The following is a 12,069-nucleotide window of genomic DNA, read 5'->3' as shown; positions in this document are numbered from 1 at the left end:
AACAGCTCTTCTTTCGAATATGACGCAAGTTCCTCTGCCTACTCACGAAGACATCTGATTCTGTCCGCACCTCCCCTGCTCGATGTCACTCTTATGCTCTTATCGGGGAAAGCAGTGCACGGATAAACGGGCGGCTCTGGGGACTGCAACAGACTACAGTATCCAGTTCCCCGACAGTTATAATCTCAGCCATAAGATCGTTTTCATCAGGCAGAGGGATTTGCTGCTCTTTCACTACCTTAAAGAAACGTTCGATCTCAAGATATGGTCTTGCTTCCGGCGGAAGCATTGCATAATTCTCTAAATCATCTTTCATCGTCGAATTACGTGCAATACAATCGTCAAAGAAGAGATATACCTCTCCTCCGTACTTCTCACGTATCTTCCGAAGTTCGGACAGCGCTATCCGGGTGCCCGGAGTAACACCAGGGCTTACACACTTTTCTGCAACAGTTCCCCCGTCAATTCGGAGGTGTGCACGTATAGGATCATCATCTGCTTCTGGATTTGCCATTCTTAGAATTGTATTGCCTAGTAAAACATAAAGGATCGCCAGATTCAAAGGACGAATACCATGATGAAATACGCAAAGAGGAGGACGGAAACGATGAAGATTCCATAGCCAGGATCTCGAAGAGACGAACCGCCACCGGGATATTGGGCAGTAAGAAGAGCAAGGTGTTCTTCTCTGCATCTGCCTGCTGCTGCAGGAGTTACAATTCTCAGCAGCGCCGACTGTAAAAGGATCTCTCCTGCCATAACCGGATTTTGTAGAAACCATGCAGCCCCTGATGAAATCCTGCTGATAATACGAGTAATACCTGTTTCGACAGCAGGAAGGATGAAACGGGAGACTCTGAGAAACGCCCGCCCGACAGTACGATAGAGTGCCATGAAATCCGGTGGTATATAGGTGATCTGCTTAATGATACTCCGTGCTACCCAGAGATTCAACAGAACTGCTGCAAAGATGATGATCGTCTCGATCACATGGGTGAGACTGAAGACATCATGTGTTATCGGATAGGGCAGGATCGAGAAGAGTACCCAGGGGTATACTCCATAGATGATACAGGAGAGAGCAGTCATCACCATTGCAATCTGCATCGGAAGAGGAGGGTCACTCGATACAAGACCCGGCTTCTCCTTAATGAAGGCATAGTAGTTCAGCTTCACAAATGAGAGGAATGTACCGACTGAGCCGATCAGAAGGAGTATCTCTAATGTGAAGAGACCACTCTCGGCAGCTGCACCGACGATCATCTCTTTGCTGATATAGCCGTTCAGCCAGGGAACACCTGCAATGGCAGCAGAAGCGATGATACAGGCAGCAAATGTTAGTGGCATCTGCTTCCCAAGACCACCAAGTTCTGAGAGGCGATGCCGCCCGGTCTGGTAGATGATCGCACCAACCACCATGAAGAGGAGGGCCTTATACAGGATATGGTTGAAGAGATGGGCTATCCCTCCGTTGATAGCAAGTGTTGTTCCGATACCGATTGCGGCGACCATGTAGCCGACCTGGCTGATGATATGATACGAGAGGAGTGACCGCATATCATCCTGAAGGAGGGCAAAGATGAGGCCGTAGACGACCATTATCGCACCGAGGTACATCACCACTTCAGACCCGGGCAGTGTCCGTGCCAGAAGGTACACTGCCGCCTTTGTGGTGAAGATGCAGAGGATGACCGACCCCACAATCGATGCCTTCGGATATGCATCAGGGAGCCAGGCATGGAGCGGAATGATAGCTGCATTCATGCCTATTCCAAGGATGAAGAGGATGGTGGTAAGACCGGGTGCGGCATGACCGACCAGAAGCGAGCCGGTCTCTGCATACTGCAAGGAAATTGCCCCAAGGAGGAGGGCGCCTCCGAGGATATGCATCAATGCATAGCGGTATCCCGGTCCCGCCGCATCTTCCCCCCCATACCAGATAAGAGCAAGAGAGGAGAGGGCAAGGAGCTCCCAGAAGAGGAAGAGTGTGATGAAATCTCCGGCAAAGACGATCCCGATACCTGATCCGATCTGGAGAAGTATCGCAATCTGGTGGATGAGACGCTTCTCTTCGCTCGCATAGATGATCGCAAGGACGCTGATCCCGGCAAAGATATAGCCAACAACTCTGGAGAGGTCATCAACTGAGAGGAGGATCAGATCCATACCGGAAAGAAACGGGAGGACCCAACCTATCATATCTCCTTTCTGAAGAGAGATGCAGGCAAGTCCGGCTATGGTAACAAAGAGCATCCACTCATGCCTCACCCTTTGAGGGAGAAGTGGGAGGACAATTGCACCGATGAGATAGATGGCAAACGGCGGAAGTGCGATCACAGATCATACCTCCTGTTGAGAGAGAGCTCCCGCTTGATCGATTCCATTTCTATCAACTGTCGCGGTCTTTTCTTCATACATCATCGATAATTTCTGATCGTAGATCAGGTACATATACCTCACTACCAGAGAAGCGGTATTTGCAGCAATTACACCGGGTATGTCACCTCAGGAGATGATCGTCTCTATTCCGGAGGTGCACCTTCCGGCTCTATCTATCGTCTGTTGAGAATAGAGGAAGGCGTATATGGGTGACGATAACGTCTCTGTTTAGGCGGTCACGGATAAGCAGAAGACTCATACAGATACATATACCAGACAGAATATAAGTCTTCCCGAGACCGATATTATCATAAAACATCGAAATATCGCTCAAAAAGAACATAATACATCTCATCTGCACCCCCTCTATCTGCAGAAAAGAATAGCATTAAGCAGATATACAGGAGATCGTTAGTGAATGAAGAATCCCTTCCATGTGATGATCATACCCACCCTCGGCTGCTGTTCAAACTGTGCATACTGCTGGAGTTCCGAGGAGGGATCACCCATTATGACCATCGATACAATTCATGATATTGTCCGGTGGCTCAAAGACTTCCGATCTGATCCAGTAACCTTCACCTTCCATGGAGGAGAACCGCTCCTTGCCGGTGCAGACTTCTATCGGCAGGCACTTCCGATCCTCTCAGAGGGGCTTTCTCATCTCACTCCCGAATTTGCCCTTCAGTCAAATCTCTGGAAGATGACTCCGGAGGTTGCAGAGGCGCTTGCTGCATACCATATTCCGATCGGTTCCTCAATCGACGGACCTGAGGCGATAAATGATACACAGAGGGGAACAGGGTACTATGAAAAGACGATGAGAGGGTATGAAATTGCCCGGTCGCATGGTTTATCAGTTCGGTTCATATGCACGTTTACGAATAAATCAGTCCTCCATAAAGAGGATATCTTCAACTACTTCATGGAGAGGGGCTTTCCGATGAAACTGCACCCTGCCCTTCCATCGCTTCGTGACGGAAGTCCTGAAGAATGGGCACTCCCTCCTGAAGAGTATGGGGAACTGCTCATCTACCTCCTTGACAAGTATCTTGAGAACCTTGACAAATCCGAGGTAATGAACATCAATGACCTTGTCAAATGCGTTGTTACACGGCACGGAACCGTCTGCACATATGTTGACTGCATGGCAAACACGTTCGCAATCGGGCCGGACGGTGCGATATACCCCTGTTACCGTTTTGTTGGAATGCCGGAATTTGTGATGGGGAATGTCGCCAACTCTCCATCTCCTGATGAACTGGCAGAGTCAAAACCATGGAAACTGATGCAGGAGTACAAGCGGTATGTCGACTCTGCATGTGCAGACTGCTCACATATCAACTATTGCAGGGGAGGATGCCCTTATAATGCAATTGCACGGACAGAAGGGAGGATCGAAGGAGTTGATCCTCACTGTCCAGCCTACAAGCGGATATTTGAAGAGATCAATGACCGACTCAACCGTGAGATGTTTGAGACATCTTCGGTAAGCGCCCGGCGAAAGAGACGAACACAACCGGGTATCATGGCATTGATGCAGAGGATTCTGGCAAAGTAGACCGGTAGGGGAGCGTATCCCCTACTTCAGAATATCAAAGATAAAGTACAGAAATGCGATGATACTGATGAATATGATTCCATATCCCCCACCCCAGATATTGATCTGATCATCCGGATAGCGGGCTTTCATCTCCATAAGGGTATCTTCATATACTTTTGACGTTGAAGGGGAAGAGAATGCCCGCATAACCGGCAGTGCAAGGGTTTTCATGCCGATCTGACAGGCGACAGGCGGATTAGCAACAACCACCCTGAGGAATGTTGCCAGACATTCAATACCCTTTCCAATTCCTTCAGCACCACGGACAAGCGGATCTGCTGCGATCCAGGTGACCCCCCTTCCTAAAGCGATATAGAAAGAATCAATATCGGTCTCAAATCCACGTCCGGGAGATCTGAGGGACCTCACCAGGAGGAGGACGATACCTGCCAGAGCAAAGATTGCAACTGACTCAGGCAGGTGTGAAGGGGAGAACGGGTGGGCATGTGTCCCACCCGGAAGGAGGTTTGTGAGGAGATCGGGTAAGAGCCCGATAATAAGGCAGAGAAGTGCGGTAATGCCCATCGCTACCAGCATCGGAGCCGGGGCATCTTCTGGGATGATGCCTTCTTTTGTCCCGTGGGCTGATCTGAAGAAGACGAAGTAAAGGAGACGGCTGACATAGATGACAGTAATGACAGCTGAGACTAAGAGGATAAGTGAGAGATACGGCACACTCCCTGCTGCCTCGATCACCATACCTTTGCTGACAGCACCATTCAGACCCGGCAGTCCTGCCAGCGCAAGGCCACCGATGACGGCACAGAGTGTCGTCTTCGGCATCATCCCTGAAAGACCGCCAAGCTCCGAAAGGCGATGATGACCTGTCCTGAGGATCACCGCACCAGCCGCCATGAAGAGGAGCGATTTGAAGAGGATGTCATTGACCATATGGGCAAGTCCTGCATCAAGCCCGGCCACCGTTCCCACCCCTATGGCAGCAACCATATAGCCGCCCTGACTGATGATCGAATATGCGAGGAGGCGGCGGATATCGTCCTGCATAAGGGCGTAGATGGCACCGTAGAGTGCCATCGCCCCACCCATATATGCAACGGTTAGTCCCCATCCCCCGATGGCTGCAAGGAGGAAGACCGCCGCTTTTGTGGTGAATATGCAGAGGGCGACCGACCCGACAACAGATGCCCGTGGGTAGGCATCCGGCACCCAGGTATGAAGAGGAATAAACGCAGCATTTACTCCTATTCCGATCAGCATCAGCACGACTCCGAACCCATCTCCCACCGATCCAAATGCGGCACTCCCTGTTGTGGCGATGGTATAGACGATTCCACCGAGGAGGCAGGCCCCTCCGAAGATATGGAAGAGGAGATAACGGTAGCCTGCACCGGACGATTTCGGATCTTCAGATGACCAGATGATCGCAAGTGATGCCAGTGCAAGGAGTTCCCAGAAGACGAAGACCGTGATGAGATCGCCTGCATAGACGATCCCCATCGCTGCTGCAATAGATGCGAGGATGCCAGTCGTCTCAAGCGCCGGGAGATCGCGATATGATGCATAGATAAGTGTGATGAATCCCGCGAGTGCAAAGATGATACCGGCAAGCTGCCGCATCGGGTCGACTGTCAGGAGGATCGTCTCAATGCCGGGGATGATCTCAAGTATCACTCCGGGTGATGCCAAATTGAGGAGAAGCACCAGGAGTACACCAACAGCACCGATAAGGAGTGTCCATACTTTCCTGAATACCCCTGGTATCAGAGGAACGATGAGAAGACCGAGCAGGTAGATACATGCCGGAGGTATCTCGATCATGGTATCACCGATTGCGTAATCTCTGCAATTGCAATCTCAATCAAATCCATAAACGGCATAGACGGGAAGAAGAAGATCAGAACCGATATCGAAGCAGTGAGAACGATCGGAACGAGCATCGTAAGGGGTGGCTCTGTGACAGCATCGAGTGATCGTTCATCATCAGGATGCTCAAAGATCATCGTATAAATGATCGGGAAGAAATAGGCTGCATTTAAGACCGCACTGATGATGATAACCAACAGAAGGATCGGCATGCCCCCCTCAACGGCACCAAGCGCCAGATAGATCTTGCTGATGATACCGGCAAGCGGTGGAAGGCCGCAGATTCCAATAGCAGCAGCTGAGAACATGAGAACGGTCACCGGCATCTTCCTGAAAAGACCCTTCATATCAGAGATGGACTCCTTCCCGGCAGAGACGATGAACGCACCGGCAGCCATGAAGAGGGTGATCTTCATGAATGCATGGATGGGTATATGTGCCATTGCTCCGGTCATCCCGGCAATGGAGAGCATCGATACACCAAGCAGGATATAGGAGAGCTGGCTTACCGTCGAGTAAGCGAGCCTCCGCTTGAGGTTATCCTCGGTCAGGGCAAAGAGTGAGGCGGTAATTATTGTAAATGATGCGATCACTGCAAGGAAGATACCAAGACCAAGCGATGCCATCAGATCCATGCCAAAGACCCAACCCGCAATTCGGACGATCCCAAAGACACCGGCTGTAACGACTGCGACTGCATGGAGAAATGCACTCACCGGTGTCGGGGCGACCATCGCTGCAGGAAGCCATCCATGAATGGGCATCCATGCCGCCTTCACAAATCCTACCATGAAGAGGAGGAAGAGGATCCGGAGGATGAGATCAGATCCTGATCCCGCAAGGAAGCCTCCCGGTACAAAATCTGTCATTCCGGTGAGGAGATACGTCAGGATGGTCGCGGCGAGGAGGAAGATCCCGCCGACAAGAAGATAGGCAAGATACTTTCTCCCTGCCTTCATCGCCTCCGGTGTCTCGACATGAACGACGAGCGGATAGGTGATGATCGTCAGGATCTCATAAAATACAAAGAGTGTCAGCAGATTGGCCGAGAACGCTATCCCAATAGCAGCAGCTATTGCAACAGCAAGACAGAAGAAGAACCTCGTCTGTGCATGCTCTTTCAATGCCCGCATGTATCCTATCGCATAGAATGAATTGAGGAGCCAGAGGATGGATGCAACAAGAGCAAAGACCATCCCGAATGCATCCACCCGGAGGGCAAAATCTCCACCCGGCACCATCGGCAGAAGCGAGATCGAGATCCTTGCACCTGAGAGGACTTCAGGGAGCATGGCAAGGATAGAACAGAGCATCGCGATGGCAGCCGCAATTGTGACCCCTTCACGGATGTTCTCATATCTTCCGACGATCAGTATCAGCACCGCCGCAACAAGCGGAATGGCGATGGTTATCGCAGGAAGTATCCCGGTGATATCAGCCAAATCAGACACCTCCAAGGAGGAGTATAACCGCAGGCCCGACAGCCTCCATCAGGACCTCCACAAAGACTCCGAAGATGAGGCAGAGGACTGCAAGGCAGACCATCGGGGCAAGCATCGAGAGAGGACCTTCACGAACTGAAGTATGATGGTTGTCATGATGATCACCAAAGTATGCAATCTCAATGAACTTCCAGATATAAACGGCTGCAAGGAGAGAGCCGATGAGCAGAACCACGGCATATGGCCATAAACCGGCTTCAAACGCCCCGAGTACAAGATAGTATTTACTCATGAACCCGATTGTTGGCGGGATGCCGATCATCGAAGCACCTGCAAGGGCAAATGCTGCACAGGAGATCGGCATCGTCTTTGCAACACCCTTCAGCTCACTCAGCTTTGAGGTGCCCATCCGGTAGATGATCATCCCTGCCACCATGAAGAGACACCCTTTCATCACGGCATGACCGAGGATATGCAGAAGTCCTCCTTCCAGTGCGATCTGGTTTGCTACACCAAGAGCGAACATGATATACCCGATCTGGCTGATGCTTGAGTATGCAAGCATCCGCTTGAGATCATCCTGAGCTATCGCAAGCACCGCACCGGCGACGATCGCAACGGTTGCCATGAGGAGGATAAAACCGGTCACCGGAAAGCTGTCGATGATGTATGCGGTTGTAAAGACCGAGAAGAGTATCCGAAACAACGCATAGACACTCACCTTTGCCATCACCGTCGATATGAGTATTGTCACAGCAGATGGAGACTCAGTATATGCATCAGGAAGCCAGAGATGAAGCGGGAAGAAGGCAATTTTAATGGAGAACCCGATCATCAGGAAGAGGAACGCCGAGTGAACCGTTGCAAGCCCATACGAGGCAGGAAGAATCGCAGCAAGTTCTGCCATATTCAGCGTCCCGGTCGCGACATAGAGGTTCCCGATGCCGAGGAGGATGAATCCTGCCGATATAGAGCCGAGCACGAGATAGTTGAAACTTGCCACATACGAATGCGGCTTCCTTGAGGCGGAGATCAGTGTATATGCGGCAATCGATGAGATTTCCAGGAAGACATACAGATTGAAGATATCCCCCGTAATCGTCATGCCGACGAGACCTGTCACAAGGAGCTGGAAGAGAACATAGAAGGATACAATCTTCTCTTGTTCTATCTCTTTTTCAACACTCCTTCGTGCATAGACCACCGTTGCTGCGGCAAGAAGCATGATTGCTGCCAGAATAAAACCATTGAAACTATCGATGACCAGCTCTATCCCAAGCGGAGGCGCCCACCCTCCAAGATGATATCTGATCGTGCCTTCCTGCATCACCTGAAGGAGAAGGATAACTGAAGCCGTAAACTGAAAGAGGACGGTAATAAGTGTTATCGGATAGGCGAACCTCCGGTCATACCATCCCGCGGCAAATATCAGAAGCGACGCCAGGATTGGGATGGCGATCAGGAGGACCGGGAGATGATTGATCACCGTCATCGTCTCCTCACCGCCTGCATCAGTTCATCCTCGTCGATGACACCGTATTCTTCATAGATCCTGACGATGAGAGAGAGGGCAACAGCTGTGACACTCACTCCGACGACGATCGCAGTCAGGATTAAAACATGCGGCAGTGGATTGACATAGAGTGCATCAATCCCTTGCGGAAGGTAGATCGGAGCGGTCCCTCCCTTTACTTCGGCAAACGAGATATAGAAGAGGAATATCGCGGTCTGGAAGATGTTGAGTCCGATGATCTTCTTCACCAGGTTCTGTTTTGCGATTAATGCATAGAGCCCGATCAACATCAGGATGATCGCCATCCAGTAGTTGTATCGTGCAAAGAAGAGCTCAATGAATGACTCGATCATGGAGCTTCACCTCTGTTATCTGAGATATCATAAATGATCGATGTCATGACAGCCATCACGGTGATACCGATTCCGGCTTCAACTGCATCAAGGAGGTATCCATGAAGGTGCGGTATGCCGACAGCGGCTTCAATAACCCCATACTCCAGGAAATTGCCTGCGAGAAGGAGACAGAGGAAACCGATACCCGCATAGATGGCAATTCCCATAACTGAAAAGATCATAATTCCCCGATTATCAATCCGCCGTCGCACTTCGACGAGGCCGAATGCTACCATCATCAGGATAAATGACGAGGCGAAGACGACACCGCCCTGAAATCCGCCGCCTGCACCCGATGCACCATGTACAATGACATAGAGTGCAAAGACCTGGATGAACGGAACAGCAAGGCGTGAGACCGTCCTTATGACGACATTCTCCCTCATACCTTTTCACCCCGCCTGAGCAGGAGGGCTACCGAAATACCTGCGGTGAAGATCACCACAACCTCCCCAAGCGTATCAAAACCACGGTAGCTGGCAAGTATTGCGGTGACGATGTTATCGATCCCGATATCCGGGAGAACCGATTGAATATAGAGTTCTCCGGTATACTTCGTAGCCGGAGCCTCGGGATCACCAAACGCCGGCATATCCTCAACTGCCCAGAAGAGGATGATACCGATGAAGAGGACTGCAATGAGCGCTTTTGTCTTCAATCTGATGAACTCCTTTTAGTTCGTGCGATGGCTGCAATAAAGAGGACGGTGGTGATCCCGGCCCCCACTGTTGCTTCGGTGAAGGCGACATCTACCGCGTTCATCTCTGCCCAGAGAACCGTCATGATCAGTGAGTACGCGGCAAGAATGATCGTCGCATGAAGGAGATCCTTCACGGTAATTGCGGCGATTGCGCAGACGATCATAAAGAGGAGGAGGGCAAAGTCAAGCTCCCAGATCATTGCCGTTCATCCCCCTTCTTCCAGGGCATAACCCCGCGTGAGTGAGCAACATTCACAAGGGCATGAACCGCTGTTGGTGATGTGATGAAGATAAAGATCGCAAGGAGCAGAAGCTTCACCGAGATCAATGTCATCCCTTCATACAGAATAAATCCGACCAGCATCATCCCTTCTCCGAGTGTATCACACTTGCCGCTTGCATGGGCACGGGTATAGAAGTCCGGGAGCCGTATGAGTCCGACTGCACCGACGACCATGAAGAAGAGGCCGATGATGATGAATATGATAGCGATTGTGTTCAGCAGATGGTTCCCCTCCTGAGGTATTTGGCGATTGCCAGGGTTGCGATGAAGTTGATCATCGCATAGACGATTGAGATATCCAGAAAGAGTGGCCGTTCATAGATGAAACCGATGATAACGAGGAGAATGATCGTCTTAGTTCCAACCGTATTGACTGCAATCAGCCGATTCTCAACACCAGGCCCACAGACAACCCGGTAGAGGCAGAGGAAGATCGTCAGGATCAAAATGACGCCACTTGCGAGGAATATATCGATCATTGCCCTTCTCCAAAGATTTCTGCCATTTTCTTCTGAATACTTCGGCTCTTTAACAGCTCATCTTCTGATGCTTCAAGCACAAGCGCATGCACGGTAAAGGTTCCTCCTCTGACATCGACGGTGACAGTTCCAGGCGTCAGGGTCATTGCATTTGCAAACGCTGTTCTGAGAACGTCATTGCGAAACTCTGTATCAATCGTGAGAATACCGGGGTTAATTGGCATCTTCGGATGGAGAATCCGATATGCCACATCAATATTTGCATAGAGGATCTCAACCATCAGTTTTGGGATATAAAGAACGAATCGAATGAATATTCGGGCTGAATGAAAGAGATTCCGATCAGATCTGAAGATGAGATCTCCGGATATGAGGGTCACTATACCACAGCAGATGATGCCGGAACCAATATGAAAGAGATCAAAGTATCCCGAGAGGAGATACCAGAAGATCATCAGTATAGTAAATGTCGCGATCAATCCGGCAAAAGATGAGCGTCTATTATCTGAAGATATTTCCAACCCTCCGAAGCAATCCTTTCATTAAAATTGGAGAGTGTCATTTATAAACTTGTGTTCCAATTGTTCTTCAGGAAGAGACTATGAGTACTGTTACCACATTAACCGGCGTTCCCGGGATACTCCGCCCCTTCAAGGAGTATCTTGCAGGAAAGAAACTGAGTGAAGGCTCGCAGATCGCCTACTATGGCTGTGTCGGAACCTGCACACCGTTTGTCGAACTCCTCGCCTTCGCAACGCGCGATATGAAGCTGACACACACGTTTATCCCGCTCCTTGATGAGTCAAAAGCACGCATGCTGAAACCGGTCACCGGTGTCGGGATGCAGGCAGCTGACGAGATCGCCATCAAACCAGGTATCATCGTCCTGATGGGCGGACTGGCCATGCCGAATGTTCCGGTTACAGCAGAAGAGGCAGTGGCGACTGTATCAAAGCACGGTGTCCCGATCGTCGGGGTCTGTTTCATGAGTATGTTTGAAAAGTCAGGATGGCTCGAAGAGATCGACTTTGAGCTGATGATCGATGCCAGAATCGATCCGGTGACAATCACAACGAAAGAGTAAAAAAACAGAATTGGAGAGAGCTCTTCTTCTCATGCATATCCGGGAGGGGCTCCATCATCTTTTCGCAGGGAGAATCTCTTTGCAAATGATTGAATATCATCACTGTACCGTGCGATCAGTTCGGGATCAAATGCCTCCGCAGGGAGCTTCTTCGCCTCGTTCATCATGATCAGAGTCAGCTGAAAGAGAGATTCAGGTGTCATCTTCAGCTGTGAAATCTTGCCGTTATAAAGGCCGAGATGAAGATCAATCATCCAGTAATGATCACCCTCACGACGGTATGTATTGATATCAGCGGTGAACCAGTCTTCATCAAGTGATCCGACCGAGAGGGCATACGCCTCCTGGATACGGTTTCCATAGAGGG

The 12,069-nt window shown here is 50.4% G+C and carries 15 protein-coding genes; 2 read left to right on the top strand and 13 right to left on the bottom strand.

What is annotated here, in order from left to right; all coding sequences use genetic code 11:
- Nucleotides 1-91: 91 nt before the first annotated feature.
- Nucleotides 92-514, bottom strand: a complete 423-nt coding sequence (locus tag Q7V06_RS06465; protein ID WP_304839716.1) for a hypothetical protein — start codon at nucleotides 512-514, stop codon at nucleotides 92-94.
- Nucleotides 515-558: 44 nt separating this feature from the next.
- Nucleotides 559-2,337, bottom strand: a complete 1,779-nt coding sequence (locus tag Q7V06_RS06460) for a Na(+)/H(+) antiporter subunit D (RefSeq protein ID WP_304839713.1) — start codon at nucleotides 2,335-2,337, stop codon at nucleotides 559-561.
- Between the two features lie 460 nt (nucleotides 2,338-2,797).
- Between Q7V06_RS06460 and Q7V06_RS06455 the strand changes: the two genes are divergently transcribed.
- Nucleotides 2,798-3,940: a TIGR04083 family peptide-modifying radical SAM enzyme gene (locus Q7V06_RS06455; protein ID WP_304839711.1), complete on the top strand. Its 1,143-nt coding sequence runs from the start codon at nucleotides 2,798-2,800 to the stop codon at nucleotides 3,938-3,940.
- A gap of 21 nt (nucleotides 3,941-3,961) precedes the next feature.
- Here Q7V06_RS06455 and Q7V06_RS06450 read toward each other — a convergent pair whose 3' ends face one another.
- The 10 genes from Q7V06_RS06450 to Q7V06_RS06405 are packed head-to-tail and all read right to left on the bottom strand — an operon-like array spanning nucleotide 3,962 to nucleotide 11,073.
- Complete coding sequence (locus tag Q7V06_RS06450; protein WP_304839708.1) at nucleotides 3,962-5,761, bottom strand: proton-conducting transporter membrane subunit; 1,800 nt, start codon at nucleotides 5,759-5,761, stop codon at nucleotides 3,962-3,964.
- On the bottom strand, nucleotides 5,758-7,248 hold the full coding sequence (locus tag Q7V06_RS06445) for a proton-conducting transporter membrane subunit (RefSeq protein ID WP_304839705.1): 1,491 nt from the start codon (nucleotides 7,246-7,248) through the stop codon (nucleotides 5,758-5,760). Before Q7V06_RS06445 ends, Q7V06_RS06450 begins: the two co-directional genes overlap by 4 nt.
- A gap of 1 nt (nucleotide 7,249) precedes the next feature.
- On the bottom strand, nucleotides 7,250-8,740 hold the full coding sequence (locus Q7V06_RS06440; RefSeq protein WP_304839702.1) for a monovalent cation/H+ antiporter subunit D family protein: 1,491 nt from the start codon (nucleotides 8,738-8,740) through the stop codon (nucleotides 7,250-7,252).
- Nucleotides 8,737-9,114 (bottom strand): cation:proton antiporter subunit C, encoded by a 378-nt coding sequence (locus tag Q7V06_RS06435; RefSeq protein ID WP_304839700.1) that lies wholly within the window; start codon nucleotides 9,112-9,114, stop codon nucleotides 8,737-8,739. The genes Q7V06_RS06440 and Q7V06_RS06435 overlap by 4 nt, the downstream gene beginning before the upstream one ends.
- On the bottom strand, nucleotides 9,111-9,542 hold the full coding sequence (locus Q7V06_RS06430) for an MnhB domain-containing protein (protein WP_304839697.1): 432 nt from the start codon (nucleotides 9,540-9,542) through the stop codon (nucleotides 9,111-9,113). Before Q7V06_RS06430 ends, Q7V06_RS06435 begins: the two co-directional genes overlap by 4 nt.
- A complete protein-coding gene (gene mbhE, locus Q7V06_RS06425; RefSeq protein ID WP_304839694.1) occupies nucleotides 9,539-9,814 on the bottom strand; it encodes a hydrogen gas-evolving membrane-bound hydrogenase subunit E in 276 nt (91 codons plus the stop codon). The genes Q7V06_RS06430 and mbhE overlap by 4 nt, the downstream gene beginning before the upstream one ends.
- On the bottom strand, nucleotides 9,811-10,056 hold the full coding sequence (locus Q7V06_RS06420) for a hydrogenase subunit MbhD domain-containing protein (protein ID WP_304839691.1): 246 nt from the start codon (nucleotides 10,054-10,056) through the stop codon (nucleotides 9,811-9,813). The genes mbhE and Q7V06_RS06420 overlap by 4 nt, the downstream gene beginning before the upstream one ends.
- On the bottom strand, nucleotides 10,053-10,328 hold the full coding sequence (mnhG, locus tag Q7V06_RS06415; protein WP_304839718.1) for a monovalent cation/H(+) antiporter subunit G: 276 nt from the start codon (nucleotides 10,326-10,328) through the stop codon (nucleotides 10,053-10,055). The genes Q7V06_RS06420 and mnhG overlap by 4 nt, the downstream gene beginning before the upstream one ends.
- Before the next feature lie 26 nt (nucleotides 10,329-10,354).
- Nucleotides 10,355-10,618 carry a monovalent cation/H+ antiporter complex subunit F gene (locus tag Q7V06_RS06410; protein ID WP_304839688.1) on the bottom strand — a complete coding sequence of 88 codons (264 nt, stop codon included), beginning with the start codon at nucleotides 10,616-10,618 and terminating at the stop codon, nucleotides 10,355-10,357.
- On the bottom strand, nucleotides 10,615-11,073 hold the full coding sequence (locus tag Q7V06_RS06405; protein ID WP_304839686.1) for a Na+/H+ antiporter subunit E: 459 nt from the start codon (nucleotides 11,071-11,073) through the stop codon (nucleotides 10,615-10,617). Before Q7V06_RS06405 ends, Q7V06_RS06410 begins: the two co-directional genes overlap by 4 nt.
- Nucleotides 11,074-11,219: 146 nt before the next feature.
- On the opposite strand from Q7V06_RS06405, the gene Q7V06_RS06400 reads away from it, so the two are divergent.
- A complete protein-coding gene (locus tag Q7V06_RS06400; RefSeq protein ID WP_304839683.1) occupies nucleotides 11,220-11,702 on the top strand; it encodes a DUF2124 family protein in 483 nt (160 codons plus the stop codon).
- Between the two features lie 29 nt (nucleotides 11,703-11,731).
- On the opposite strand, the gene Q7V06_RS06395 is transcribed toward Q7V06_RS06400, so the two are convergent.
- Nucleotides 11,732-12,069: hypothetical protein (locus Q7V06_RS06395; RefSeq protein WP_304839681.1), on the bottom strand; the 338-nt coding region annotated here is incomplete at its 5' end.

The sequence above is a fragment of the Methanocalculus sp. genome, from assembly GCF_030651615.1.
GTDB lineage: Archaea > Halobacteriota > Methanomicrobia > Methanomicrobiales > Methanocorpusculaceae > Methanocalculus.
The sequence above is the reverse complement of the archived record's forward strand: the minus strand, read 5'-3'. Positions and strand labels throughout refer to the sequence as shown.